This window comes from Microbacterium sp. NPDC087589, from assembly GCF_044743635.1.
Taxonomy (GTDB): domain Bacteria; phylum Actinomycetota; class Actinomycetes; order Actinomycetales; family Microbacteriaceae; genus Microbacterium.
The window spans coordinates 777,267-802,190 of the sequence record NZ_JBIUWV010000001.1 but is presented as its reverse complement, the minus strand read 5'-3'; the positions used below and the strand labels follow the sequence as shown (position 1 = coordinate 802,190).

General features: G+C 66.9%; 24 protein-coding genes. 18 read left to right on the top strand and 6 right to left on the bottom strand.

The genetic code is table 11. The features are described 5' to 3' along the window. The first annotated feature begins 29 nt into the window (after window positions 1–29). Complete coding sequence (gene rbfA / locus ACIOU8_RS04045) at window positions 30–464, top strand: 30S ribosome-binding factor RbfA (RefSeq protein ID WP_400786059.1); 435 nt, start codon at window positions 30–32, stop codon at window positions 462–464. Window positions 465–768: 304 nt separating this feature from the next. Continuing rightward, window positions 769–2,727 carry a LuxR C-terminal-related transcriptional regulator gene (locus tag ACIOU8_RS04040; RefSeq protein ID WP_400786057.1) on the top strand — a complete coding sequence of 653 codons (1,959 nt, stop codon included), beginning with the start codon at window positions 769–771 and terminating at the stop codon, window positions 2,725–2,727. Window positions 2,728–2,736: 9 nt separating this feature from the next. Here ACIOU8_RS04040 and ACIOU8_RS04035 read toward each other — a convergent pair whose 3' ends face one another. Continuing rightward, entirely contained in the window at window positions 2,737–3,636 is a 900-nt protein-coding gene (locus ACIOU8_RS04035) for an A/G-specific adenine glycosylase (RefSeq protein ID WP_400786055.1), read from the bottom strand. 105 nt (window positions 3,637–3,741) lie between these two features. On the opposite strand from ACIOU8_RS04035, the gene truB reads away from it, so the two are divergent. From truB to ACIOU8_RS04005, 6 genes are all read left to right on the top strand, one after another. Beyond that, window positions 3,742–4,635, top strand: a complete 894-nt coding sequence (gene truB / locus ACIOU8_RS04030) for a tRNA pseudouridine(55) synthase TruB (protein ID WP_400786053.1) — start codon at window positions 3,742–3,744, stop codon at window positions 4,633–4,635. Then, entirely contained in the window at window positions 4,632–5,000 is a 369-nt protein-coding gene (locus tag ACIOU8_RS04025; protein WP_400786051.1) for a hypothetical protein, read from the top strand. The genes truB and ACIOU8_RS04025 overlap by 4 nt, the downstream gene beginning before the upstream one ends. Before the next feature lie 53 nt (window positions 5,001–5,053). Further along, window positions 5,054–5,500, top strand: a complete 447-nt coding sequence (locus ACIOU8_RS04020; protein ID WP_400786049.1) for a hypothetical protein — start codon at window positions 5,054–5,056, stop codon at window positions 5,498–5,500. After that, window positions 5,497–6,450 carry a bifunctional riboflavin kinase/FAD synthetase gene (locus ACIOU8_RS04015; protein WP_400786047.1) on the top strand — a complete coding sequence of 318 codons (954 nt, stop codon included), beginning with the start codon at window positions 5,497–5,499 and terminating at the stop codon, window positions 6,448–6,450. The genes ACIOU8_RS04020 and ACIOU8_RS04015 overlap by 4 nt, the downstream gene beginning before the upstream one ends. Window positions 6,451–6,659: 209 nt before the next feature. Beyond that, the gene (locus ACIOU8_RS04010; RefSeq protein ID WP_400786045.1) at window positions 6,660–8,804 is read left to right on the top strand and encodes a DEAD/DEAH box helicase; all 2,145 of its coding nucleotides are present in this window, start codon (window positions 6,660–6,662) and stop codon (window positions 8,802–8,804) included. A gap of 221 nt (window positions 8,805–9,025) precedes the next feature. Further along, window positions 9,026–10,054, top strand: coding sequence for an ATP-dependent 6-phosphofructokinase (locus tag ACIOU8_RS04005; protein WP_400786043.1), 1,029 nt, complete (start codon window positions 9,026–9,028; stop codon window positions 10,052–10,054). Between the two features lie 129 nt (window positions 10,055–10,183). Here ACIOU8_RS04005 and ACIOU8_RS04000 read toward each other — a convergent pair whose 3' ends face one another. After that, a complete protein-coding gene (locus tag ACIOU8_RS04000; protein ID WP_400786041.1) occupies window positions 10,184–11,017 on the bottom strand; it encodes a DUF559 domain-containing protein in 834 nt (277 codons plus the stop codon). Between the two features lie 194 nt (window positions 11,018–11,211). Next, the gene (locus ACIOU8_RS03995; RefSeq protein WP_400786039.1) at window positions 11,212–13,311 is read right to left on the bottom strand and encodes a S9 family peptidase; all 2,100 of its coding nucleotides are present in this window, start codon (window positions 13,309–13,311) and stop codon (window positions 11,212–11,214) included. A gap of 158 nt (window positions 13,312–13,469) precedes the next feature. Here ACIOU8_RS03995 and ACIOU8_RS03990 point away from each other — a divergent pair, with 158 nt between their 5' ends. Both ACIOU8_RS03990 and ACIOU8_RS03985 read left to right on the top strand, forming a co-directional pair. Continuing rightward, window positions 13,470–14,834 carry an anion permease gene (locus ACIOU8_RS03990; protein ID WP_400786037.1) on the top strand — a complete coding sequence of 455 codons (1,365 nt, stop codon included), beginning with the start codon at window positions 13,470–13,472 and terminating at the stop codon, window positions 14,832–14,834. Continuing rightward, window positions 14,831–15,166 carry a peptidase gene (locus tag ACIOU8_RS03985; RefSeq protein ID WP_400786034.1) on the top strand — a complete coding sequence of 112 codons (336 nt, stop codon included), beginning with the start codon at window positions 14,831–14,833 and terminating at the stop codon, window positions 15,164–15,166. The genes ACIOU8_RS03990 and ACIOU8_RS03985 overlap by 4 nt, the downstream gene beginning before the upstream one ends. 25 nt (window positions 15,167–15,191) lie before the next feature. Here the strand turns inward: ACIOU8_RS03985 and ACIOU8_RS03980 are convergent, their stop codons facing one another. Continuing rightward, window positions 15,192–15,758, bottom strand: coding sequence for a TetR/AcrR family transcriptional regulator (locus ACIOU8_RS03980; protein WP_400786032.1), 567 nt, complete (start codon window positions 15,756–15,758; stop codon window positions 15,192–15,194). A 79-nt stretch (window positions 15,759–15,837) separates the two neighbouring features. Between ACIOU8_RS03980 and ACIOU8_RS03975 the strand changes: the two genes are divergently transcribed. Continuing rightward, window positions 15,838–16,752 (top strand): metallophosphoesterase, encoded by a 915-nt coding sequence (locus ACIOU8_RS03975; protein WP_400786030.1) that lies wholly within the window; start codon window positions 15,838–15,840, stop codon window positions 16,750–16,752. 93 nt (window positions 16,753–16,845) lie between these two features. Beyond that, complete coding sequence (locus tag ACIOU8_RS03970) at window positions 16,846–18,306, top strand: aspartate ammonia-lyase (RefSeq protein WP_400786028.1); 1,461 nt, start codon at window positions 16,846–16,848, stop codon at window positions 18,304–18,306. A gap of 69 nt (window positions 18,307–18,375) precedes the next feature. Here ACIOU8_RS03970 and ACIOU8_RS03965 read toward each other — a convergent pair whose 3' ends face one another. Further along, the gene (locus ACIOU8_RS03965; RefSeq protein WP_400786026.1) at window positions 18,376–19,245 is read right to left on the bottom strand and encodes a fumarylacetoacetate hydrolase family protein; all 870 of its coding nucleotides are present in this window, start codon (window positions 19,243–19,245) and stop codon (window positions 18,376–18,378) included. A gap of 87 nt (window positions 19,246–19,332) precedes the next feature. On the opposite strand from ACIOU8_RS03965, the gene ACIOU8_RS03960 reads away from it, so the two are divergent. The 6 genes from ACIOU8_RS03960 (at window position 19,333) to ACIOU8_RS03935 (ending at window position 23,801) form a co-directional block, all read left to right on the top strand. Continuing rightward, window positions 19,333–20,649, top strand: coding sequence for a PrsW family intramembrane metalloprotease (locus tag ACIOU8_RS03960; RefSeq protein ID WP_400786023.1), 1,317 nt, complete (start codon window positions 19,333–19,335; stop codon window positions 20,647–20,649). 269 nt (window positions 20,650–20,918) lie between these two features. Further along, entirely contained in the window at window positions 20,919–21,287 is a 369-nt protein-coding gene (locus ACIOU8_RS03955; RefSeq protein ID WP_053095804.1) for an FKBP-type peptidyl-prolyl cis-trans isomerase, read from the top strand. Window positions 21,288–21,469: 182 nt separating this feature from the next. Further along, window positions 21,470–22,024: a YceI family protein gene (locus ACIOU8_RS03950; RefSeq protein ID WP_400786020.1), complete on the top strand. Its 555-nt coding sequence runs from the start codon at window positions 21,470–21,472 to the stop codon at window positions 22,022–22,024. Between the two features lie 170 nt (window positions 22,025–22,194). Next, window positions 22,195–22,464: a 30S ribosomal protein S15 gene (gene rpsO / locus ACIOU8_RS03945; protein ID WP_017203073.1), complete on the top strand. Its 270-nt coding sequence runs from the start codon at window positions 22,195–22,197 to the stop codon at window positions 22,462–22,464. 154 nt (window positions 22,465–22,618) lie between these two features. Continuing rightward, window positions 22,619–23,479 carry a hypothetical protein gene (locus ACIOU8_RS03940; RefSeq protein ID WP_400786017.1) on the top strand — a complete coding sequence of 287 codons (861 nt, stop codon included), beginning with the start codon at window positions 22,619–22,621 and terminating at the stop codon, window positions 23,477–23,479. Then, complete coding sequence (locus ACIOU8_RS03935) at window positions 23,472–23,801, top strand: transcriptional regulator (RefSeq protein ID WP_400786015.1); 330 nt, start codon at window positions 23,472–23,474, stop codon at window positions 23,799–23,801. Before ACIOU8_RS03940 ends, ACIOU8_RS03935 begins: the two co-directional genes overlap by 8 nt. Before the next feature lie 6 nt (window positions 23,802–23,807). Here ACIOU8_RS03935 and ACIOU8_RS03930 read toward each other — a convergent pair whose 3' ends face one another. After that, on the bottom strand, window positions 23,808–24,812 hold the full coding sequence (locus ACIOU8_RS03930) for an isopenicillin N synthase family dioxygenase (protein ID WP_400786013.1): 1,005 nt from the start codon (window positions 24,810–24,812) through the stop codon (window positions 23,808–23,810). Window positions 24,813–24,924 lie beyond the last annotated feature (112 nt).

The following is a 24,924-nucleotide window of genomic DNA, read 5'->3' as shown; positions in this document are numbered from 1 at the left end:
GCCCGAAGAGTACGTAGAGGGAGAGAACAATGGCTGGTGAACGACAGGCCCGTCTGGCTGATCGCATTCGAGTGATCCTTGCGGAGCGCCTCGAGAAGGGGTTGCGTGACCCGCGCCTCGGCTTCGTCACGATCACGGATGTCCGTGTCACTGGCGACCTGCAGCACGCCTCCGTCTTCTACACGGTGCTCGGCACCGAAGAGGAGCGTCTCTCCAGCGGCGAGGCTCTGACCTCCGCCACCGGAATGCTGCGCAGTGAGGTCGGGAAGCAGCTCAGCACGCGCCTCGTGCCGACACTCGAGTTCATCCCCGATGCGCTGCCGGAGAACGCCGATCACATCTCGGCTCTCCTCCGCGAAGCGCAGCAGCGCGATGCCGAGGTGGCGAAGCTCGCTTCCTCCGCATCGCACGCGGGCGACGCAGACCCCTACCTCCGCCAGGAAGACGACGACACGAAGTCCTGAATATCGGTGCCCTCGTCTGGGCGCCGCGGTGTCTTGGTACTCTCGGCTCCACGGGTGATCGCCCGGGGGGACTGGGGAGTTCGGCATCGATTTTTCGCGCGCGCACGGGGCGGCCTCGATCGCACCAGCGGTCATCGAGAAGATTCTCGATGACCTTCTCGATCATGATCTGAGCTGCGCACCGCATGTCGCGGCGCGACTCGCATTCGAGCTGTCTGAAGATCCGCAGACGGTTCTGGCGGTCGCTGCCCGACTCGACGCCGCTCAGCGGCACGGGCTCAGGGCGCTTCCTTCGCCGTTGCCCATGGTGCCATCCGTTGAAGCGCTGTTCGCTCAGCTGGAGCTCGACGACAGAGATCGTGCGGTCCTCGTCGCCGTGTCGCTGCGGCTCGACGACAGCCTCGACCCGCTGGTCGACTTCTCGGGTCGGTCCGCCGCAGAACTCGCCGGCGGTCCGCTCGGCTCACTTCTCGACATCCATGCGGGCCGAGTGCGTCTCGCCGACCCCCGGCTGGCGATCTGGCTGCGCGCGACGACGACGTCCTCATTGGCTGCCGCGGTGCACTCGAGACTGCATCGGATCTTCGAGGCACGTGGCGAGAGGGTAGATGCCGACTGGCACGGCGCGCGTGCGGCGATGCACGGCGAACCCGTAACCGCCGGCGAGCTCACACGCATCGCGAGAGAGCACTCGGAGGCCGGACTGAGTGAGCGCGCCTTCCATCTCGCGGCTGAAGCCGCCGCGCACTCGAGCGGGATCGAGCAGGATGAGGCGACGCTCGTCGCCGGTGTCGCGGCGATCGCCGCCGGCTACGCGGTCGAGGCGGCGAGCCGACTGGGAAGTCTCTTCCCCCACGGTGACGAGCTCTATCGTCTGCAGGGGCTCGGCGGTCTGCTCGTCGCCGAGGCGCATCTGCGCGGGGCGGTGCCTGAGGTCGACATGAGTGTCGTCCAGCCGCGTGTGGATGACCCCGCCCACTGGTACTCGTGGGCGCGGGCTTCGGCCTTCGCGGCGATGCTCTGCGCGGAGCGAGGCGATCGCCGCGGAATGCGCTCGTGGCTCGAGGCGCTCAGAAGCGCGAGCGGGCGCGTCGACGCAGACAGCGAACTTCGAGACCCGGTGGTCGCGCTCGCCTGGCTCGTGATCGGAGACGGGGAGAGCGACGACGTGCGCGGCACCGGCCCGCTCACCGGAAGCATGCTCCTGGCCCTGCGTGCGGCTCTCGACGGAGACATCGACAGAGGTCTCCGTCTGCTCGCTGCCGGAGATTCTGCGATCGGCGTCGAGGCCGATCCGTTCGTGGCCGGATTCGAGCTCAGCCCGCTCGTCGCGGCCTATCGGGCGATCGTCGAAGCGCTGCTTCTGATGTGGCGCGGAGATATCGGCGCGGCACGCGACCGGATGCTGTGCGCCGCGCTCGAACTGCCCGTCGCGGTGCCGTTCGACGGACTCGGCGTCGTGATCGCGCGACGCCTCGACCTGGCCGTACTCGGTCATCTCGGGCCGTTCGCGAAGGCTCTCACTGCCGCTCTCCCCGCTCCTGGGCGTATCGATCAGCTCGTGGATCGAGGCATCGAGGCATTCCTGGCGGGCGATTCCGCCGAGGCTGCGGCGTGCATGCGCCTCTGGCGAGACCGCGGCGCTCCACAGCCGACGTTGTCTGTTCCCGGGCTCGACGAGGCGATCGTCGTCACGCATGGCGCATCGTGGCATCCGCGCCGGATCGAGCCGCCCGAGATCGCTCTCGCCCAGCGGCTTCGGGTGCAGATCACCAGCTGTTCGGATGACGAATGGCGTGTAGAGCGTCCACTGGTCGTGGCCGCCGCGCGCACGCTGACCTCGCCCTTCTCGCGCGGGCGAGTCGAGGCGATGATCGGCACCAGATCACTGATCAAAGGCGACATCGCGGTAGGCAGAGAGCATCTGTCGATGGCTCGGAACCTGCTCGAGGTCTCCGGTGCGACAGCCTGGGCGAGGGCGATCGCGGAGCGTCTCGATCGAGTGGAGGTCGCAGACGGCGCCGCCGTCACCGCAGACCCGCTCTCATCGTGCCGGCGAGTCTGGGAATCGATGCTCACGCCTCGCGAATTGGAGGTCGCGATGCTGGCGGTCGGCGGCGCCTCGAACCGCGACATCGCAGACTCGCTGCACGTGTCGGTGCGCACGGTGGAAGTTCATCTGGGCCGGGTCTTCGCGAAGCTCGAGGTCAGGACCCGCGTCGAACTCACCGTGCTCGCCCATCGGATAGGGCAGTTCGTCTGACCGTCGCGGTCAGCGGGGGAGCGAGAGCATCTCGCCATCGGCCTCGGCGAGGCCATCGGCGATGAGCGAGTCGATCGCACGGTCGCGCTGAAGTGGATCCGGCCACTCGGCGAGCACGGAGTCGATCAGAACCGAGTCAGGTGCAGCGGCCCTCAGGATCCTGAGCGCCGCGCCTCTCGCCTGGCGGTCGGAGCCTTCGAAGGTCGCTTGGCGTCTCCGGGTGTCGCCGGTGTCCGGTCGCCCTGAGGCCACCCACGCGCACGCGTCGACCAGAGGGCAGATGTCGCAGCGCGGCGATCGCGCCGTGCACACGGTCGCGCCCAGCTCCATCGCCGCCGCGTTGAACACGGTCGATTCGACGACATCCGCGGGGAGCAGCGAATCCATGAGCTCCAGATCGCGGCGCGAGGGCGGGCCCGGTTGCGCCTGCCCGAGGATCGCGCGTGCCATCACACGACGTGTGTTCGTGTCTACGACGGGGTGTCGGTCGCCGTAGGCGAAGACGGCCACGGCCCTGGCCGTGTAGTCGCCGATTCCCGACAGTTTCAGCAGGGCGTCCACATCGTTGGGAACGATGCCACCGTGTCGCTCCGTGATCTCGACCGCGGCGCGATGCAGCCACAGCGCACGGCGGGGATAGCCGAGGTTGGCCCATTGCTGCAGCACCTCGGAGGTCGAGGCGGCAGCCATCGCTGCGGGGGTGGGCCATCTGCCGAGCCATGCCTCGAGGTGCGGTATCACCCGATTGACGGGTGTCTGCTGCAGCATGAACTCGCTGACCAGAGTGCCCCAGGCGCCGAAGTCCTCGTGGAATCGTGGGCGCCGCCACGGCAGGTCGCGTGCTGTGGCCCGATACCAAACCGCAAGAGGCAGAGACACCTCGGCGGCGGGATGCGATGTCGAAGGCACCTCGACAGCCTAGGCGAACCGGGAACCCATCCGGGTTCTCGGGCCGGCGCCGGCACAAGCGAGGGGCGTGCGGTGGAGAGTTCGTACGCATCGTAGGCTTGAGAGATGGTCTCGCCCGGCATCCTCCTCGTCGACAAACCAGCTGGACTGACCAGCCACGACGTCGTCGCACGCACCAGGCGTGCGCTCGGCACCCGCAAGGTCGGGCACGCGGGAACCCTCGACCCCATGGCGACCGGTCTGCTCGTGATCGGCGTCGAAGGAGCGACTCGACTGCTCACGTACATCGTCGGAGCCGACAAGACCTACGAGGCCACGATCCGACTCGGACAGACGACGGACACGGATGACGCGGATGGCGAGATCCTGACGCGGGCGGATGCCGAGTCGTGGGAGTCGGTGACGCCCGACCGCGTGTCAGCCGGGATCGGAGCGCTCACCGGTGCGATCTCGCAGGTGCCGAGTTCGGTGTCGGCGATCAAGGTCGACGGACGCCGCGCGTACGACCGTGTGCGCGCAGGGGAAGAGGTCGTGCTGGCCGCACGGGATGTCACGGTCTCGCGCTTCGAGGTCATCGCCGAGCGGTCCGGCGAAGGGTTCCTGGATCTCGACGTCGTCGTCGACTGCTCCTCCGGCACCTACATCCGCTCGCTCGCCCGTGACCTGGGTGCCCGGCTCGGAGTGGGTGGACATCTCACGGCGCTGCGGCGCTCGCGCGTCGGCGACTTCGACGTCGCGGATGCGGTGATGGTCGACGACGTCGTCGAGACGGCCTTGCTGGCCCCGGCCGCCGCGGCCGCGAGGGTTCTCGATCCGCTGTCGGTGTCGGCCGAGGAGGCGAGAGATCTGCGTCATGGCAAGAGGCTCACGGGGCAGGCTGATCGGCTGACAGGAGCTCTGGCGGCCGCGATCGACCCGGGCGGCGTCCTCGTCGGAGTCGTGGAGAGACGCGGTGCTGATCTCAAGAGCGCGATGAACATGCCGGAGGCTGCCGGATGATCCTCTGGCTGACCATCGCACAGGTGGCGGTCGCGACCGTGGTGGGCGTGTTCTGCGTCTCGCTCGGTCTGGCCGGTCGGCGTCCGAGCGACTACACCGTCGGAGCGCTCGCCCTCGTCGAGGTGCTCCTCGTCGTCCAGGTGGTGGTCGCGATCGTGGCGCCCCTGGCAGGAAACCCTCCGACGGGTGATCTGCTCGAGTACTGGGTCTATCTCGTCTCAGCGGTGCTGCTGCCTGTGGGAGCCGTGCTGTGGGCGCTGATGGAGAGGAGCCGCTGGAGCACCGTGATACTCGGCGTGGCTGGGCTCGCCGTCGCGATCATGGTCTGGCGCATGCACGTCATTTGGACCATCCAGGTGGCCTGAGCCGGTCGGGGCGCATCCGCGTCTTCCCGCCCGGATCTAGAATGGAGGACGCTATGAGCACCACCGTTCCCACCTCCCGCATGACCGGCATCGGCCGTGTCCTCGTGATCGTCTACGCCGTGATGGCGCTGGCGGCGACCGGTCGAAGCTTCGTGCAGATCTTCCGACAGTTCGACGAGGCGCCTCTCGCCTACTCCCTCTCGGCACTCGCCGCTGTCGTGTACATCCTGGCCACGTTGGCGCTCGTTCTCGCGAGTCGACGGGGGTGGTACGCGGTGGCCTGGGTGGCGATCGTCTTCGAGCTCGCCGGAGTCCTGGTGGTCGGTGGGCTGAGCATCTTCTTCCCCGAGCTGTTCCCGCACGACACCGTCTGGTCGATGTTCGGGCGGGGGTACCTGTTCATCCCGCTCGTGCTGCCGGTCCTCGGCATCTCCTGGCTGCGCACTCACGGCCCGATCCGCGAGCCTCACCCTGCGCTCCGTGCCGAGGCGAGCGCATGATCGTCTTCCGCGACCCGAGGGAAGTGCCGGACGGCTTCGGCCCCTCGGCCGTGGCGATCGGCAAGTTCGACGGCGTTCACGCCGGTCACCGAGCGGTGATCCGCCGGCTGAAGGAGATCGCGGCACAGTCGGGAGTCCGCGCCGTCGCCGTCACGTTCGACCGCAACCCGCTCGCTGTGCTTCGACCGGATCGCTGCCCCGAGAACGTGGTCACGGTCGAGCGCAAGCTGGAGCTGCTGGGTGAACTCGAGCTCGATGCCACCCTGCTTCTGACCTTCGACGCAGAACTCGCGGCGCGCAGCGCCGAAGACTTCGTGGCCAGCATCCTGACCGGTGCACTGCATGTGTCCACCGTCCTCGTGGGTCGGGACTTCCGATTCGGTCAGGGCGGAGCAGGAGACCCCGCGCTCCTCAGAGAACTCGGGCCGAAGTACGGATTCACGGTCGAGGTCGTCGACGACGTGTTCCTCGACGGGTCAGACCGTCGCGTCTCGTCGACGTGGATCCGTGAACTGCTGATGGCCGGCGACGTCACCGCTGCCTCTCGCGTGCTCGACCGCAACGTCGATGTGCGCGGCGAGGTCGTGCACGGACTCAAGCGTGGACGGGAACTCGGTTTCCCCACGGCCAATCTCTCGGCATCCGTCGACTCGTTCGTCCCTGCCGACGGGGTGTACGCCGGATGGCTGGTCGACCACGAGACGGGACTCCGGCACCGGGCGGCCATCTCGGTGGGCACCAATCCCACCTTCGACGACGTCCTCGAGCGACAGGTCGAGGCGCACGTGATCGGCGAGACCGATCTCGACCTGTACGGTCACGATGTGACCGTCGAGTTCGTCGAGCGTCTGCGCGGCATGGTCGCGTTCGAGGGGATCGAGAAGCTGAAGGAGCAGATGGCCACCGATGTGACGGATGCCGAGAGCGTGCTGTCGAGCCGCTCCAGCTGAACTCCCCTCGAACTCTGCGTGTCCTGATCTGCGTCGCTCAGGTCGCATGGCATAGAATGAGTCTCGGTGGTCCTTGAACCTCGCGCGTCATTCGCTCGTAGTCGATCACCGGGAACACTGTTCGTACGGTCCTGGCTCACGCCACACGCGGACACCGAGAACGGCCGACGCATCCCACGGATGCTCCGGCCTTCACGCTCAGGAGGAGCATGCCGACCACGGCAACCGCCGCAACACGGCGCAAGAAGACGTCTCGTCGCGATGACGAGGCACCCCTCATCCCGATCCTCGCCCGCAAGGTGCGTGAGATCGAGGCGAAGTCACAGCGAGGAAAGCTCGGCCCGACGAACCGGGTCAAGTTCCAGGTCATCGCGTTCCTCGTGCGCGAAGAGCGCGCGAGAGTGAAGGCCGATCCCGAGATCGCCGACGCCGCCCGCGCCGAGCTGCTCAAGCGGCTCGACGGTGTGGCCACGATCCTGGCGAAGACGGCGGCGCGCGACACCTCGCTGATCCAGCTTCTCGAGGCCGATCAGGCGACCTCGCCGGTGGCGAAACGCATGCGTCGTGACTGGCTGCTCGAGTCCGGGGCCGAGCTGGCACCCGAAGAGCTGATCATCGCCGACGTGGCCCCCGTCCAGACGCCGATGGTGTCGGCGGGGATCGCAGAGCGTCAGGTGACGCCGCCCTCGGTCGAGGCGCGCCAGCTGGCGAACCCGTTCCTCGCCCCTGACCTCACCCCGCGCGCCGCCACGACCCCACGTCGACGCCTGGACGGCTGGGAGCTCATGGGGCCCCTGTACAAGGCGTTCGAGACCGGAGCCGGGGGAGGAGCCGCGAGCATGGACCTGCCGCCGGCCCCGGAATACGATCACCTCTCGCCCAAGGGCCTCGAGGTCATGGTGCACCAGTCGCGCTTTCTCGAAGCGGTGCGCGAAGGGCACAGGAGCTTCCTGCTCGCCGACGAACCCGGCCTGGGCAAGACCGCGCAGTCGGTGCTGGCCGCATCCGTCGCCGGGGCCTACCCGTTGCTCGTCGTCGTGCCCAACGTCGTCAAGATGAACTGGGCGCGAGAGGTCGAGCGGTGGACGCCGCAGCGCAGGGCTACGGTGATCCAGGGCGATGGTGCCGACATCGACGCGTTCGCCGATGTGTTCATCGTGAACTACGAGATCCTTGACCGCCACATGTCGTGGCTCGCGTCGATCGGCCTTCGGGGCATGGTCGTCGACGAGGCGCATTTCATCAAGAACCTCAGCTCTCAGCGTTCGCAGAACGTGCTGTCGCTCGCCAACCGCGTGCGCGAGCGCACCCCGGGCGGCAACCCGCTGATGCTCGCGCTCACGGGCACACCGCTGATCAACGACGTCGAGGACTTCGATGCGATCTGGCGCTTCCTCGGCTGGACCACGGGGGAGAAGCCGGGGCCGGAGCTGATGGAGAAGCTCGACGCCACCGGCTTCACTCCCGCCGACAAGGCGTTCTACCCGGAGGCTCGCGAAGCGGTGATCTCGATGGGGATCGTCCGGCGCAAGAAGAAGGACGTCGCAGCCGATCTGCCCGACAAGCTCATCGCCGACCTGCCCGTGCAGCTGGACGATGAGTTCGGCCGCGGAATCCGTCAGGCCGAGCGCGAACTGGGCGAGCGGCTCGCCGCCCGATACCGACGGATCATCGAGGCACGGGGCGACCGTGGACTCGCACCGGGCGAGATCGACCAGGACATCGTGCGTCTGGTCGCTCAGAACGAGCTCGAGGAGTCCAAGGCCGCAGGCACGGGCGGAGACAACGTCTTCACCATGGTGCGCCGGATCGGACAGGCGAAGGCGCATCTGGCGGCAGACTACGCGGCTCAGCTCCAGCGCTCGGTGGGCAAGGTCGTGTTCTTCGCGAAGCACATCGACGTGATGGATCAGGCTGAGGAGCACTTCGCCGCTGCCGGCATCCGGTCGGTCTCGATCCGCGGTGACCAGACTTCGACCGTCCGCCAGCAGGCGATCGACGACTTCAACGGCGACCCTGCCGTGGGTATCGCGGTGTGCTCGTTGACCGCGGCCGGCGTCGGTCTGAACCTGCAGGCGGCGTCGAACGTGGTCTTGGCGGAGCTGTCGTGGACGGCGGCCGAGCAGACGCAGGCGATCGACCGGGTGCACCGCATCGGTCAGGACGAGCCGGTGACTGCCTGGCGGATCATCGCGGCGCACACGATCGACGCGAAGATCGCAGAGCTCATCGATCAGAAGCAAGGCCTCGCAGCGCGTGCGCTCGACGGCGAAGCCCTCGACGAGGCTGCTGCCGAGCCCGTGCAGCTGGGCGCTCTCATGCATCTGCTCCGGGAGGCGCTCGGGGCCGCCTGACACGCGCTCAGTGCCAGAGATCGGCGTTAAGAACATCAGTTCTTGACGCCGATTTCTTGCGCTTCGCACGTTGTCTGCTCATTTCTCGTGAATCGTCACGAATGACCGGCAAGATCCTCGGTTTTCATCGCCCCGAATGGCGCCCGGTCGGTTCGGACCGCTAGTGTCGATCGCAGGCACCGTCGCCTGTTCCCCCTTCCACTGAACCGTCTGAGGCAAGCATGAAGATCGGCATTCTGACGAGCGGCGGCGACTGCCCCGGACTCAACGCGGTCATCCGCGGCATCGTGCTCAAGGGCACCACCACCTATGACCTCGAGTTCGTCGGCATCCGCGACGGCTGGCGAGGCGTCGTCGACGGCGACTTCTTCCCCCTCACCCGTCACGAGGTGAAGGGGCTGTCGAAGATCGGCGGCACGATCCTGGGCACCAGCCGCACCAACCCCTACGAGGGTGAGCGCGGTGGCGCCGAGAACATCGCCAAGACGCTCTACGGACACAAGATCGACGGCATCATCGCGATCGGCGGCGAGGGCACCCTCGCAGCGGCCGACCGCCTCGCCAAGGACGGCATCAACGTCATCGGCGTGCCGAAGACGATCGACAACGACCTTCGCGCCACGGACTACTCCTTCGGTTTCGACACGGCTGTCAACATCGCCACGGACGCGATGGATCGCCTGCGCACCACAGGAGACTCTCACCAGCGCTGCATGGTCGCCGAGGTCATGGGTCGTCACGTCGGCTGGATCGCTCTCCACGCGGGCATGGCAGCGGGCGCGCACGCCATCTGCATCCCCGAGGTGCCGATGTCCATCGACGACATCACCGCACTCGTCTCCAGCGCGCATGACCGTGGTCGCGCTCCGCTCGTCGTCGTCTCAGAGGGGTTCAAGCTGCTCGGCATGGACGAGGCCTACAGCGACAAGGGCCTCGACGCCTTCAACCGTCCTCGTCTCGGCGGCATCGGCGATCAGCTCGCTCCCGCCATCGAGCGCATCACGGGCATCGAGACTCGCGCGACGATCCTCGGGCACATCCAGCGGGGCGGGTCCCCGTCCGCCTTCGACCGGGTGCTCGCCACCCGCCTCGGACTCCACGCCGCCGACGCGATCGTCGAGAAGGCGTGGGGCCAGATGGTCGCGATGCAGGGCACCGACATCGTCCGTGTCCCCTTCGCAGAGGCATTGGGAGAGCTGAACACGGTTCCCCGCAGCCGCTACGACGAGGCCGCAGCGCTCTTCGGCTGAGACCGGACCGGTTTCCGCCGCGCCCTGTAGGCGTCGACGCGACAACAGGACTACCGGCTCGAATCAGGAGAATCTCAGCTGAATTCTCCTTTTCTCAGGCGGTCGTCCTGATCTCGGTTGGTGACGGACTCATCCTCGCCGATGCAACTGTTGGGCGATTGCCGCACGCACGACGTTCTGCACGAATTCCGGTTGGAACAGCACCTGCTGGTAGTCGAATCGGAGCACGGTGTATCCGCGCAGGCGTAATCGTGCGTCTGCTTCGAGGTCGCGCCGTCGATCCGGTGCGCTGCTGTGGTGCGCGAATCCGTCCAACTGGACCGCGAGGCGATCGCCGATCAGGGCGTCGAGCGGGTGTCCGTCGATCCAGACCTGCTGGACGACGACCACGCCGATCGAGCGCATGAGGACGACGAAGTGGGTCTCGAGCCCGGAATCAGAGAGTACGTCTGCGACCGCGGCGATGCGTGACGCTCGCGCGCTGCGCCATTCGACGCGCGCCAAGACCTCGGGAGCGATGAGGCGTTTGTTGAGGGCGGACTCCCAGACCGCGAGCGCTGTGGAGGGTTCCTGGCATCGTGCGACGTGATGAAGCACGTTGATCAGCGGATCCAGGACAGCGTGTGGTCCGATCGGTGCCGGTCCAGATGACCAGTGGACGCGCAGGCCGGTGGAATCGAATCGCGCCGCAGTCGGGGCGACCGCGATATGGAACTCGTCGTGAGCCGGCGTCCACAGCGCGAGTCTTCGTGCGGCGGTCACACAAGTAAGGCGCCCGCTGACTCCGACGGCGGCGAGGACCGCCGGATCACAGATCCTCGATGCGATCCAGGAGCGGCGAAGACGAAGCATCCGCCCGGAATCGACAGCCGAGGCGACAGCGTGTCTGCTGAATCCGGCAGCGAAGATCTCTGCGGTGTGCGCTGCGCCATCGCGCTCCTGCAGCCAGTCCTCCAGTCGCATGCACTCACTCTGCAGCCGCACTCCGTCTCGTGCGGGGCTACAGCGTCGATGTGGATCGAATCGGACGAATCGCAGAATGTGCAGGAGCGAATGCGACTATCGGAAACAGGAGAACAGTGCGAGATCAGGCCGGCGCTGTTCGGTGCGTCCTGATCTCAGCCTGTCGGCCTGAACTCAGGTCACCGAGTGGGCGGTCACTCCGAGGCGAGGCCCACGGTGTCGAGGATCCAGGCGAGCTCGAAAGCGCGTTCCTTCCAGGAGTTGTAGCGACCGCTGACACCGCCGTGGCCGGCGACCATCTCGCACTTGAGCAGAGCGTCCGCCGCACCGGCGACGCGCAGTGCGGCGATCCACTTCGCGGGCTCGACGTAGAGGACTCGGGTGTCGTTGAGGGAGGTCACCGCCAGGATCCGCGGATAGTCCACGCCGTCACGGACGTTCTCGTACGGCGAGTACGACTTCATGTACTCGTAGACGTCAGCACCGTGCAGCGGGTCGCCCCACTCGTCCCACTCGATCACCGTCAGGGGAAGCGACGGGTCGAGGATCGTCGTGAGCGCGTCGACGAAGGGCACAGCCGCCAGTACTCCGGCGAAGAGCTCGGGAGCGAGATTGGTCACCGCTCCCATGAGCAGTCCTCCGGCGCTTCCGCCTTCGGCGACGAGGCGCTCAGGAGACGTGACGCCCTGCTCGATGAGGTGCTCGGCGCACGCGACGAAGTCGGTGAAGGTGTTGCGCTTGTTCAGCAGCTTGCCGTCCTCGTACCATTGCCGGCCCATCTCACCGCCGCCGCGAACGTGCGCGACGGCGAAGACGATGCCCCGGTCGAGCTCCGAGAGCCGTGCGACCGAGAAGCCCGGATCGATCGAGTGCTCGTACGAGCCGTAGCCGTAGAGGTGCACCGGTCGCGTTTCGGAGCCGGGCTCGCCGAACGAGCGCTTCCACACCAGCGAGATCGGCACTCGGGTGCCGTCGGATGCCGTCGCCCAGTCGCGCTTCTGGCCGTAGTCGAGGGGGTCGTACCCGCCGAGCACGGTGACCTGCTTGCGCAGCTGGAGTTCACGCGTGGCGAGGTCCAGCTCGTAGACGGTCCCCGGGGTCACGAACGAGGTGTAGCCGAGTCGGAGGAAGGGCGAGTGCCACTCCGGATTGCCGCTGACGCCCGCTGAATAGAGGGGCTCGTCGAAGGCGATGTCGTCGACCGCGTCGGTCGCGTAGTCGAGCAGCCCGACACGCTCGAGTCCCTCTCGGCGGTACTCCACCGTCGCGAAATCGCGGAACGCATCCATCCCGAGCAACCTGCGTCCTGGCTCATGCGCGAGCACCACGCGCCGATCTCCCTGCGGATCGGATGCCGACACCGACACGAGCTCGAAGTCCAGAGCGTCATCGTTGTGCAGGATGTACAGACGGTCTTCGCCGTCGACCACGGCGTGCTCGAGCGAGTACTCGACGCCCTCACGGCGCGGCCAGACGATCTGAGGCGCGGCGGTCAGATCGCCCGCGAGATCGACGAGGTACTCCTCGCTGGTGATGCTCGATCCGACAGCGATCACGAGGTACTTGCGACTGCGGGTGATTCCGGCGCCGAGCCAGTACTTCTCATCGGGTTCGTGGAAGAGCTTCACGTCGTCCGCGACAGGGGTGCCCAGGCGATGCAGCCAGAGCGTGTCAGGACGCCACGCGTCATCGCGAGTCGTGTAGAGGATCCCGGTGCCGTCGGGCGTGAAGAACGCGCCACCGGTGTCGGGAATCTCGTCGGCGAGGGTCTCGCCCGTGACGAGGTCGCGCACGTGCACCGTATAGAGCTCGTCTCCCTCGAAGTCGGTGGCCCACAGCAGCTTCGTGGCGTCGTCAGAGGTGTCGAACGCACCGAGTGAGAAGAACTCATGTCCCTCGGCCTCGACGTTGCCGTCGAGCAGCACGGTCTCGCCCGGCACCGCGATGCCCGGTTCCAGCACCGGGGGAGTCCAGTCGTCCTCAGCTGCGGCGGTCCGGCAGTGGATGCCGTACTGCGCACCCTCCTCGGTGCGGCCGTAATACCACCAGTTCCCGCGCCGCGTGGGCACGGAGAGGTCGGTCTCCTGCACGCGGCCCTTGATCTCCTGGAACAGCGTTTCGCGCAGATCCGCGAGGTGAGAGAGCTGGTCCTCGGTGTGGGTGTTCTCGGCCTCGAGGTGTGCGATCACCTCGCCGGAGTCCTTCTCGCGCAGCCACTCATAGGGATCATCGAATGTGTCGCCGTGGTGCGTGCGGAGTGTCGAGCGGCGGTCTGCGATCGGGGCATCAGTCACGAGTTCCACGCTAGTCCAGGTCGAGTTGACCGGCACCCGGGAGGGTGGGAGGATCTACCGGGGCCGGTTAACGGAAGTGAAACCCACGGTGAACTCTTCGTTCGTCACGTCGATCACGTCGACACCTCCCTTTCTTCCTCAACGACCGAAAGCGAACGGTGGAAACCGCAGTCCTCATCGTCGTGCTTGTCATCGCACTGGCACTCTTCTTCGACTTCACCAACGGGTTTCACGACACGGCCAACGCGATGGCCACCCCCATCGCCACCGGCGCGCTCAAGCCCAAGACGGCCGTCCTTCTCGCAGCGGTGCTGAACCTCGTCGGTGCGTTCCTCTCGACTGAGGTCTCGAAGACCGTGTCGCACGGCATCATCCGCGAGGACACCATCCAAGGCGATGTGTTCCTCCCGATGATCTTCGCCGGTCTCATCGGCGCGATCACCTGGAACATGCTGACCTGGCTGCTCGGGCTTCCCTCGAGTTCGTCTCACGCGCTTTTCGGCGGTCTCATCGGTGCCACGATGGTCGGCGTCGGGGTCGGCGGCATCGACTTCGGCATGGTGCTGTCGAAGATCATCCTCCCGGCTCTCATCGCCCCGCTGACGGCCGGCATCATCGCGTTCGCCGCGACGAAGCTCGCGTACTCGATCACCCGGCGCTACGACGGCAAGCCCGACGGACGGGACGGCTTCCGCTGGGGCCAGATCTTCACGTCGTCGCTGGTAGCGCTTGCGCACGGCACGAACGACGCCCAGAAGACGATGGGCGTGATCACCCTCGCGCTCATCACGGTCGGATGGCAGAGCAGCGAGCAGGCGGATCCGTACCTCTGGGTCATCATCGCCTGTGCGGTCACGATCGCCCTCGGTACGTATCTCGGCGGGTGGCGGATCATCCGCACGCTGGGCAAGGGCCTGACCGAGGTCAAGCCCGCACAGGGCTTCTCAGCGGAGAGCTCGACGGCTGCGACGATCCTCGCCTCCAGCGCCTTCGGCTTCGCGCTCTCGACCACCCAGGTCGCATCGGGTTCCGTCATCGGCTCTGGCCTGGGGCGCCGCGGATCCACCGTTCGCTGGCGGACCGCCGGTCGGATCGCCATCGGCTGGCTCCTGACGCTGCCGGCGGCGGGTGCGGTCGGTGCTATCGCAGCGCTGCTCATCACATGGCTCGGGCTCTGGGGCATCGCGATCGACACCGTCCTCGCGCTCGCCGTGATCATCGGCCTGTTCCTCCGCTCCCGCAAGGATGCCGTGACTCATGCGAACGCGATGAGCGACGTGGCCGAGTCGGGGCTCGCGATCGAACACCCCGACACGACGCCGCCCACGCGCAGGCAGCAGCGGATCATCGACGCCAAGGCTGAGGCGAAGGCCCGCGCTGAGGCACGCGAGAAGGCCAAGGCCAAGGCCAGGGCCGAGGCGAAGGCGAAGGCTGCGGCGAAGGCCGCGAAGAAGGCACCGGAGACCGGCGTCGCGACGAAGGTCGAGAGCCCGGAGAAGGCGGACAGCGAGGAGTCGAAGTGAGCGTCGCCATCGAATGGGGTGCATTCCTCCAGGTGTTCCTCGCGGCGCTGATAGGCGCCTGCGCCGTCGTGACCTTCTATGCGTTCGGGCTTCGGCTGCTGGTCCGCAGCGGGCATGCGCCGGTCGTGAGTCCGGCGGAGTTCACCGACGCCATCACCGTGGTCTCTGAGAAGGAGCTCAAGCGGGCGGCGAAGCAGGCCGCCAAGGCGGCGAAGAAGAGTCCGCTCACCGAGGGGCAGCGACGCATCGCGCTGTACGGCGCCTACGGGTGCTTCGTGCTGTGCGCGGTCGCTGTGGTTGCCGGCATCCTGATCATCGTCGTCGGGCACTGACCGCCGCGTACGACGCCCTCCGGATTCAACGCAGGAGACCGGCGACGAGGTCGTCGACGATCTCGTCGGTCGACGTCTCGGGGTCGATCGGTGATGTCAGTCGATCGAGCAGAAGCCCGTCGATCGCGTAGTGGAACAGCGCGATCTCGCGTCGGCCGCCCGGAAGACCCGCTGCCGCGTTGAACCCGACATCCGCATCGAACCCTGCTCGCTGCCACGCGCCCAGCAGGGCGGCGACCTCAGGTCGTCGGCTGCTCTCGAGCCTCAGCTCAAACAGCGCCAACGTGACATCGCGATCGTCGGTCAGGCGGCGCACGATGTCTCTGATGTAATCGGCGAAGAGCTCCCTGCTCGGCTGCTCTGATGATCGACGGGCGAGATCCTCGTCGCTGGGGGCGAGACGTTCGCCGATGCGCTGGACGAGACCTTCGATGAGCGCGTGCCGGCTGCGGAAGTAATTCGATGTGGTGCCCACCGGCACGCCGGCCACGAGGTCGACGGCGCGGTGCGTGAGCCCGCGAGAACCGTCCGTCGCCAGGACGGTCAGCCCTGCGTCCGCGATGGTCCGTCGTCTCGTCTCGTTCTTCGCCATCCGAGCACCCTATCGCCACTACTACGTCTGCCGTGGATCCGTCATGGTCCGATGTCGCCCTCCCGCCTAGGCTGAGAGTATGCCAGCGTCTTCCGACAGCGCGTTCGTCTTCGGTCGTCACGAGCCCGCGAGTCACGTCATCATCCATGTGAGCGACCCGCACTTCTTGGCGAACGGTGTGCGGCTCGGCGGACGCTATGACGTCGAGGCGAACTTCGCTCGCACTCTCGAGGCGATCAGGGCAGTGCATCCGCACCCTGCGGCGATCGTCATCACCGGCGACCTGACCGATCTGGGGGAACCGGACGCGTACCGTCGGCTCCGTCTCGCAGTGGAGCCCGTCGCACAGGAGCTGGGGACGATCATCGTCTGGGTGGCGGGCAATCACGACGAGCGCCCGGCCCTTCGAGCAGGGCTGCTCGACCTGCCCCCGACCCAGGAACCGGTGACGGGGGTGTGGGACCTCGACGGGCTGAGGCTGATCGCGCTCGACACGAGTGTGCCGGGGTGGCACCACGGCGACCTGGAGGCCGGTCAGCTCTCGTGGCTGGCAGAGGTCCTGAGCGAGCCGGCGCCGCACGGCACTCTGCTCGCGATGCACCATCCTCCGCTGCCGAGTCACCTGCCGCTCTTCGACATCCTCGAGCTGCGACACCAGGACCAACTGGCGGCGGTCATCCGCGACACGGACGTCCGCGGCATCCTCGCGGGGCATCTGCACTACTCGTCGCATGGCACGTTCGCCGGCGTGCCGGTCAGCGTGTCTTCGGCGACCTGCTACACGATGAACGTCGCCCGGCCGGCCGCCGATGTGAACGGCATGGATGCCGCGCAGGCTTTCCAGGTCGTGCACGTGCGTCCGGACACGATCACGCACACCGTGGTGCCCGTGACGGACGCGCCCACCGGCGATCACTTCTCGACGGCGTGGCTCGAGGAGATGGCGCGGCTCAGTCACGACGAGCGCCTCGAGGCGTTCTCGCGCAAACGTTGAACCGCCGTCGTATCCCTGGCGGCGTATGCACGCAGGCGTAGACTGGGAGCATCCCCCGCACCACACACTCGCCACTACCCACAAGGATGTGACATGGCTTCTGCCGCGCCTGCCCCCACCCGCACCGAGACCGACTCTCTCGGGAGCATGGAGATTCCCGCCGACGCGTACTGGGGGATCCACACTGCCCGTGCCGACGCGAACTTCCCGATCACGAAGCGTCCGATCTCGGTCTACCCCGACCTCGTCGTCGGGCTCGCGATGGTCAAGCAGGCCAGCGCCAGGGCCAATCGCGAGATCGGAGTACTCGACCCCGAGCGCGCCGACCTGATCGACCGGGCGGCCCAGCGTGTCATCGACGGCGAGTTCCACGACCAGTTCACCGTCGGAGTGATCCAGGGCGGTGCCGGCACCTCGACGAACATGAACGCCAACGAGGTCATCACCAACATCGCCCTCGAGCTCGCCGGGCGTGAGAAGGGCGACTACGCGTTCCTCTCGCCGATCGATCACACGAACCGCAGCCAGTCGACCAACGACGTCTACCCGACCGCCGTCAAGATCGGTCTGTCGCTGACGCTCCGGTCACTGCTCGAAGAGCTCGATCTGCTGCGCATCTCGTTCCTGCACAAGTCGCATGAGTTCCACGACGTGCTCAAGGTCGGACGCACGCAGCTGCAGGACGCCGTGCCGATGACTCTGGGCCAGGAGTTCCACGGCTTCGCCTCGACCCTCGGCTACGACCACACACGTCTCACCGAGAACGCGTCGCTGATGTTCGAGATCAACATGGGCGCCACGGCCATCGGCACCGGCATCACGACCCACGTCGACTACGCGCCCGCGGTGCTGAAGCACCTGCGCGAGATCACCGAGCTCGACCTCGTCACCTCCGCCGACCTCGTCGAGGCGACCAGCGACACCGGCTCGTTCATGTCCTTCTCATCGACGCTGAAGCGCAATGCGATGAAGCTGTCGAAGATCTGCAACGACCTGCGACTGCTGTCGTCCGGACCGCAGGCAGGCTTCGGCGAGATCAACCTGCCTGCCATGCAGGCGGGTTCCAGCATCATGCCCGGCAAGGTGAACCCGGTGATCCCGGAGGTCGTGAACCAGGTGGCATTCGCGGTCGCCGGTGCTGACATGACGGTGACGATGGCAGCCGAGGCGGGCCAGCTTCAGCTCAACGCTTTCGAACCCGTGATCGCCCACTCGATCTTCCAGTCGATCACCTGGATGCGCCAGGCGATGTGGACGCTGCGCGTCAACTGCGTCGATGGCATCACTGTGAACCGGGATCGTCTCGGTGCCATGGTCGGTGCCTCGGTCGGAGTCATCACCGCTCTCACGCCGTTCATCGGATACGCTGCCGCAGCTGCTCTGGCCAAGACCGCCCTCCTGACCAACCGGAATGTGGCGGACCTGGTCGTCGAAGCCGGCTTGATGTCGCGTGAAGAGGTCATCAAGCAGCTGTCGCCCGCACGTCTCTCCGGACTCGAGGCGATCACCGCCGCGATTCCGGTGATCTCGGCCGAGGACCTCATCGAGATCTGACCACGCAGAAAGGGGGACCCGGCGCAGCGCCGGGTCCCCCTTCGTGTATCCGTGTGCGCGGAATCCGAGTCAGTCCAGGACTCGGCAGTGAGTGGTGAGCTCGCCGATCCCGTCGATGCCGACGGTCACGGTCGAACGATCGCGGAGGAAGATCTGCGGATCGCGAGAGTAGCCGGCTCCTCCGGGACTGCCCGTGGAGATCAGCGTGCCGGGCAGCAGAGTCAGCGACTGCGAGAGGTGGGCGATGAGCTTCGCGACCGATCGGACCATCTGGTCGGTACTGGCGTCCTGCACGGTCTGGCCGTCCACGATCGCCCAAATGTGCAGATCCTGCGGGTCGGCGACCTCGTCGGCCGTGACGGCGAACGGACCGGTCGGGGTGAAGCCGTCGAATGACTTGCACCGTGACCACTGCGCCTCGGAGAACTGCACGTTCCGTGCGGTGATGTCGTTGACGACGGTGTAACCCCAGACGTGCGACAGGGCGTCCGCCTCTGCGACGTCTTTCGCGGGTGTGCCGATCAGCACTCCGAGTTCTGCCTCGTAGTCCACGGCCTCGCTCAATTCTCGCGGCCACGATGTCGTCTGCTCGTGGCCCGTGAGCGAGTTGGGCCACAGGGTGAAGACGGTAGGAGCCGCGTCGGTCTTCAGACCGAGCTCACTCGAGTGAGCGGCGTAGTTCAGGCCGACTGCGAGGACTGCGGGAGGAGCGATGACCGCTGATGCGAACGCCCAGTCCTCGAGCGGATGCCGCGTGGCCGTGCCGCTATCGACAGCTGCGCGAAGCGCGGAGAGTGTCTGCTCGCCGCCCTCGATCAGCTGCTGGAGCGTCGCAGGGGGGTCGGGGAGGAGATCGGAGACGAGGATGGCATCGGCACCCTCCACAACTGCGAGATGCGCAGCAGGGGAGTCGGCACGACGCAGATGAGCGAACCGCATGTTCCTACGCTATCCGCTGCCCGGCTCGATTGCCTGGAGGAAGTCGCCAGACCCGGGGAAGTTGGTTGTTCGCCATATGCTTTGGCTATGAGTTCCGGAGGACCGTCCCAGCCATCGCCGTATACGCCGCCGCCCGCGCAGCAGCCGCCGACGTATCCGCAGCGGCCGCAGGCCGATCCGCGGCAGTACTCCGCTCAGCAGTACGCGCAGTCGAGCTATGCGCCGGTGCATTTCTCCCAGCGCCCGGAATACGCGTCTGTGCTGGCCCAGCCGACTCCGTACTCTCCGCCTGCCCCCGCTGCGCCTTCGCCCGCCCCTGGTCTTCCTGCGCTGCCCGCAGTGCGCCGAGGCGGCCGTGTCGCGCTGTTCTCGCTGTTCGGCTTCCTCGGTCTGCTGCTGCTCGGCCTGATCGCCTACTTCGGGTTGTTCCTCGGCCCGCTCGCATCGATCATCGGCCTCGTGCTCGCCCTCGTGCCGCTCGCGATCGTCTTCTTCGTCGTGCGCATGATCGACCGTTGGGAGCCCGAGCCCAAGTCGCTCGTCTTCTTTGCAATCGCCTGGGGTGCCATCGCCGCAGTGGGACTCACGCTTCTCGTCGACCTGGGGCTGACCGCCGTCCTGGGGCTCAGAGGGGAGGTCGCGGGCGCAGTCATCCAGGCTCCCATCGTCGAGGAGTTCTGGAAGGGCTTCGGAGTCTTCCTGATCTTCCTCATCGCGCGTCGATCGTTCGACGGGCCGGTCGACGGAGTCGTGTACGGAGCGCTGGTCGGCGCCGGCTTCGCGTTCACCGAGAACATCCAGTACTTCGCGATCAGCCTCATCGAGGGCGGGGGAGAGCAACTGACGGTGACGTTCATCCTGCGTGCGATCATGTCGCCGTTCGCTCACGCGATGTTCACGTCGCTCACCGGGTTCGCGATCGGCCTGGCCGCTCGACGGCATGCCTCCACGGGCGCGGCGCTCGGCTTCGGTCTTCTCGGGATGCTGGGCGCCATGGTGCTGCATGGGCTGTGGAACGGATCGTCCTTCGCGAACTTCTTCCTCCTCTATTTCGTCCTCCAGGTGCCGCTGTTCGTCGGGTTCATCTTCGGCATCATCGCCCTGCGGCGAGAAGAATCGCGCCTGACGAAGGCTCGTCTGAGCGATTACGCGGCCGCCGGATGGTTCACCCCCGAAGAGGTCACGATGCTCGCGACTCCCGCCGGGCGCAAGACGGGCCTGGCATGGGCATCGCAGCTTCGGGGCGATCGACGCCCGCTGATGCGCGAGTTCATCAAGGACGCGACGACGCTCGCATCCGTCCGCCAGCGCGCCATTACCGGTCGCGACCCGATGGCTCCGTCAGACGAACAGGCTCTGCTCGCACGTACACGTGCCACCAGGGCCGCCCTCCTGGCGTACTGACGGCAGTCCCGTCATGGCCGCGTGTCGGGAGTGACGCAGATCGGCCGAGCGCCCGTACCAAGACCGAGCGCCCGTACCAAGACTCAGCGCCCGGTGCTGCGGCGATGCCTGCATGTCTACCGGGCGCTGAGTTGATCTGTAAACAGGGTGCACCCGGTGCGCGCGGGTGTCAAGGGCTTGGAGAGCACGAATGAGCGCACATCGCCGTTTCGCCCTCAGCGGAGTGATCGCGTTGACCGGCGACCCACGGCTCGGGTTTGATGGAGAGCATGACTGATCGCACAAAGCCTGAGTTCGACGCACCCACCGGACCCGCCCCCGCGGAGCTCGTGATCCGCGACATCATCGAAGGAGACGGCGCCGAGGCCAAGCCCGGCGACACCGTGACCGTGCACTACGCCGGTGTCGAGTTCGAGTCGGGCGAGGAGTTCGACTCGTCCTGGGGTCGCGGCGAGACCATCCAGTTCCCGCTTCGCGGCCTGATCCAGGGCTGGCAGGACGGCATCCCGGGGATGAAGGAGGGCGGACGCCGTGAGCTCGTCATCCCGCCGCACCTCGCGTACGGCCCTGTCGGCGGAGGTCACTTCCTCTCGGGCAAGACCCTCATCTTCATCATCGATCTCGTCGCCGTCGGCTGACCCGATCAACGCCGGAAGGCGCCGAGCCCCTCGTGGGTCCGGCGCCTTCTTCGTTGTGGCGAGGGGATCCGCGCATTCACGGAATACATGCGCGTGCATGTAAGTTGTAACGCGTGACGCCGTGAACGCGGCCCCTCATCCGTTGCCGTACACAAGCGGCCGATGTCTCCCGAGGAGAAACCATGACCAGCATCGACATTCCCGGCTACCGCCCAGGCACCTGGGTGCTCGACCCGTCGCACAGTGAGGTCACCTTCAGCGTGCGCCACATGATGATCTCGAAGGTGCGCGGCACCTTCGGTGTCAAGAGTGCGACCCTGATCGCCCCCGAGAACCCCCTCGAGGCCCGCGTCGAGGCGAGCGTCGACGTGACGTCGATCGACACGAAGGACGAGGGGCGCGACACGCACCTGCGCTCCGGCGACTTCTTCGACACCGAGAACTTCCCGACGATGGAGTTCGTCTCGACCGGTGCGCGCACCGAGGGCGGCGAGCTCTTCGTCGACGGCGACCTCACGATCCGCGGCATCACCAAGCCCGTCAGCTTCGAGCTCGACTTCGGTGGCTTCGGCTCCGACCCGTGGGGCAACTACAAGGCCGGCGCTTCGGCCAAGACGGTCATCAACCGCGAGGACTTCGGCCTGACCTGGAACGCAGCCCTCGAGACCGGTGGAGTGCTGGTCGGCAAGGATGTCACGATCAGCCTCGACCTGCAGGGCGCTCTGCGGCAGGACTGATCAGGTGTTCTCGAGAACCCCGGGCCCTCAGGGCTCGGGGTTCTCTGCGTCACTCGAGCGCGTTCATGCCTGGTAGACTCTTCAGGTTGCCGTTTGATCGGCCGCGGATAAAGAGAGCTCACGCATCAGGCGTCGGGCACCGCGCAACAAGCAGAGAGGGGATCGAATCTATGGCACTGGAAGCAGACGTCAAGAAGGCGATCATCGAAGAGTACGCGACGCACCCCGGTGACACCGGATCCCCCGAGGTGCAGGCCGCGATGCTGACGCAGCGCATCAAGGACCTCACCGAGCACCTGAAGGAGCACAAGCACGACCACCACTCGCGTCGTGGCCTGTTCCTGCTCGTGGGTCAGCGCCGTCGTCTGCTCGGCTACCTCCAGAGCGTCGACATCGAGCGTTACCGCTCGCTGATCGCACGCCTGGGTCTCCGCCGATAACGCAGAGCGCTCCAGCGTACAATCGCGCAGAACATTCTTGAGAAGGCCGCCCCAGGTGTGGGGCGGCCTTCGTCATGTTCCGGGGTTGATCTCCGACCGGCTTTCCCGTAGGAAAGTAGTGAGCTTTCCTCACGGAAAGCGCGAAGGGGGAATCATGGAACAGAAGCCGGTCGACGGACACGAGGCATTGGCACCGCCCAGCGCGGACATCGCTCAGAAGTATCTCGAAGAGGCTGAAGCGGTTGCGACGCGCCTCGAGAGGTCAGCCGACCGTCGGGCTCTTGCCTGGTTGCAGATCGCCAACGCCGTGGCGACCGCCGCCTATCTGATCGCGATGGCGGCAGCGATCCGCAGTGACGGCGCCGGGACGTATCAGGTCATCCTCTTCAGCTTCCTCATCTGGGGGCAGCTGGCGAGTGGGATCGCCCAGCGCAACGGCATGCAGTGGCGGATGACGCGTTCCCGCTGGCCCGCGTTGCTCGCCGGTGGTCTTCTGATCCTCACGGCACTCGTCGTATTCGGCTTCGTCGTGTTCGATCCGGCGTTCCCGGTGGCGGGGATGCTGGTGCCGGCTCTGATCGTATTGATCGGGTTCGGCGGCTACGGAACGGCGCAGCTCATGCGGGCATCCGGCGATTCCCGCGCGCCGCGAGCGTCTCACGCTCCGATGTCGCGCGCCGCACGGTTGGGCACCGTTCTCGTCGGAGTCGCAGTCGGGCTGCTGACGATGCTCGGTTCAGCACCCGCAGGGGTGGTGACGAGCGTGATCCTCCTGCTCGTCGTACTGATGATTCTCGCGTGGGGCGTGGCATCCCGCAGCGAGCTGGGGCTGCCGGCTGTCGGCGCCTCGTGGCGGTGGCCGCATCTCGTCGCATTCGCGGTGTCGGTATGCGCACAGTCGATGCTCGTGCTGCTCGACGGCGCGCCCGCGATCCTCGGGGTCGTCTCGGGTGCGGGGATCATCCTCCTGTTCGTCGCCGTCTCCTTCATGCCGGGGCGTGATCTGCGTGACTGACCTGCCCGCGGCACCGCATCCTCGCACCCGACTCGACGACAACTTCGCATCCCCGATCCGCTTCTCCCTGCTCGCCTCGCTCGGCGACGGCATCGAGCTCGACTTCGCGACGCTGCGCGAGATCCTCCAATGCGGAGACTCGCCGCTGAGCAAGGCCATCACGCACCTGCAGGCGGCAGGGTACGTCGTCGCGCGCAAGGGCAGTCTCGGCAACCGCCCGCGCACCTGGGTCCACTCGACGGCGGCGGGCCGCGCGGCCTTCGCCGGTCATCTCCAGGCCCTGCGCGAGATCGTCGCGCTCGGGGGCGGCCCCGCGTTGTGACCGGTGTCAGGCCTTCGTGGCGACCAGGTCGGGGTGGTGGATCGCGGCGACATCGGGATGGGCGCGCAGTCGTGACTTCATGGCGTTCTCCCCGTATGTCGCGTGGATCGGGTTGCTCGGGTCCTCGGTGATGCCGGTCGCCTCCGCCGCGAGATCGGCCGGAAGCTCGAGAAGCGGCAGTTGCTGGTCGAGTGCCGGGTTGAAGAAGAACGGGATCGAGATGCGCTCCTCCGGCGCCGTGGGTGAGATCACCCGGTGGTTGGTCGCCTTGAGGTAGCCGCCGGTCGCGTACTCCAGCAGCTCCCCGATGTTGACGACGAACGCGCCGGGGATGGGCGGAGCCGACACCCACTCGCCGTCGCGCTCGACCTGCAGCCCGCCCTTGCCCGGCTCGACCCAGAGCAGGGTGAGCACGCCGGAGTCCTTGTGGGCGCCGACGCCCTGCTGGGGCTCCGGCTCATGGGTGCCCGGATACCGCACGATCTTGATGAGAGTCGACGGATCGCGGAAAGGGGCGTCGAAGTAGGACTCGTCTGCACCGAGCGTGACCGCCCAGGCGCGCAGCAGCTTGTGTGCGACCTCGGTCAGCGTGTCGTGCCACTCGGTGACGACCGTCTTGAGCTCGGGTTGGGCCGCCGGCCACAGGTTCGGACCGGTGAGGCGGTTGAAAGCAGGCCCGCCCTCGACGGGTTCGCGCTCGGGGCCGATGTCGATCTGCTCGCGCCAGTCGACCTCGCCCTGCGTCCGTTCGCCGCCGATACGGGTGTATCCGCGGAAGTGGGGGCTGTTGACGTTCTCGATCGCGAGCTTCTCCTCTTCGGGCAGCGCGAAGAAATCGAGCGCGGCCCGGTGCAGACGAGCCTCGAGCTCGGGGGAGACCCCGGTGCCCGTCAGATAGAAGAAGCCCACGTCGTGTGTCGCAGCACGAAGTTCGTCACGGAAACGGGCCGCGGCCTCCGGGCCGGCATCGAGCTGAGACAGGTCGAGGATGGGAAGCGAGAGATCAGCCATGCATCGAGCGTAAGTCGGTCGCGAGGTGCGCGGTCGAGTGTTGCGTCGCATTACTCCCGCTGTCTCGCGCACGTGCATGAGGCGACCGCAATGTGATGCTACGCTCTGTGAG

Excerpts from the sequence above, each read along its gene's own strand:
- ACIOU8_RS04040 (WP_400786057.1), top strand. The coding sequence starts at position 769 with ATGGTGCCATCCGTTGAAGCGCTGTTCGCTCAGCTGGAGCTCGACGAC.
- ACIOU8_RS04000 (WP_400786041.1), bottom strand. The coding sequence starts at position 11,017 with ATGCGACTGGAGGACTGGCTGCAGGAGCGCGATGGCGCAGCGCACACC.
- ACIOU8_RS03950 (WP_400786020.1), top strand. The coding sequence starts at position 21,470 with ATGACCAGCATCGACATTCCCGGCTACCGCCCAGGCACCTGGGTGCTC.
- ACIOU8_RS03955 (WP_053095804.1), top strand. The coding sequence starts at position 20,919 with ATGACTGATCGCACAAAGCCTGAGTTCGACGCACCCACCGGACCCGCC.
- ACIOU8_RS03930 (WP_400786013.1), bottom strand. The coding sequence starts at position 24,812 with ATGGCTGATCTCTCGCTTCCCATCCTCGACCTGTCTCAGCTCGATGCC.
- ACIOU8_RS03960 (WP_400786023.1), top strand. The coding sequence starts at position 19,333 with ATGAGTTCCGGAGGACCGTCCCAGCCATCGCCGTATACGCCGCCGCCC.
- ACIOU8_RS03965 (WP_400786026.1), bottom strand. The coding sequence starts at position 19,245 with ATGCGGTTCGCTCATCTGCGTCGTGCCGACTCCCCTGCTGCGCATCTC.
- ACIOU8_RS03975 (WP_400786030.1), top strand. The coding sequence starts at position 15,838 with ATGCCAGCGTCTTCCGACAGCGCGTTCGTCTTCGGTCGTCACGAGCCC.
- ACIOU8_RS04025 (WP_400786051.1), top strand. The coding sequence starts at position 4,632 with ATGATCCTCTGGCTGACCATCGCACAGGTGGCGGTCGCGACCGTGGTG.
- ACIOU8_RS04010 (WP_400786045.1), top strand. The coding sequence starts at position 6,660 with ATGCCGACCACGGCAACCGCCGCAACACGGCGCAAGAAGACGTCTCGT.
- ACIOU8_RS03980 (WP_400786032.1), bottom strand. The coding sequence starts at position 15,758 with ATGGCGAAGAACGAGACGAGACGACGGACCATCGCGGACGCAGGGCTG.
- ACIOU8_RS03940 (WP_400786017.1), top strand. The coding sequence starts at position 22,619 with ATGGAACAGAAGCCGGTCGACGGACACGAGGCATTGGCACCGCCCAGC.
- ACIOU8_RS04015 (WP_400786047.1), top strand. The coding sequence starts at position 5,497 with ATGATCGTCTTCCGCGACCCGAGGGAAGTGCCGGACGGCTTCGGCCCC.
- truB (WP_400786053.1), top strand. The coding sequence starts at position 3,742 with ATGGTCTCGCCCGGCATCCTCCTCGTCGACAAACCAGCTGGACTGACC.
- ACIOU8_RS03970 (WP_400786028.1), top strand. The coding sequence starts at position 16,846 with ATGGCTTCTGCCGCGCCTGCCCCCACCCGCACCGAGACCGACTCTCTC.
- ACIOU8_RS04020 (WP_400786049.1), top strand. The coding sequence starts at position 5,054 with ATGAGCACCACCGTTCCCACCTCCCGCATGACCGGCATCGGCCGTGTC.
- ACIOU8_RS04005 (WP_400786043.1), top strand. The coding sequence starts at position 9,026 with ATGAAGATCGGCATTCTGACGAGCGGCGGCGACTGCCCCGGACTCAAC.
- rpsO (WP_017203073.1), top strand. The coding sequence starts at position 22,195 with ATGGCACTGGAAGCAGACGTCAAGAAGGCGATCATCGAAGAGTACGCG.
- rbfA (WP_400786059.1), top strand. The coding sequence starts at position 30 with ATGGCTGGTGAACGACAGGCCCGTCTGGCTGATCGCATTCGAGTGATC.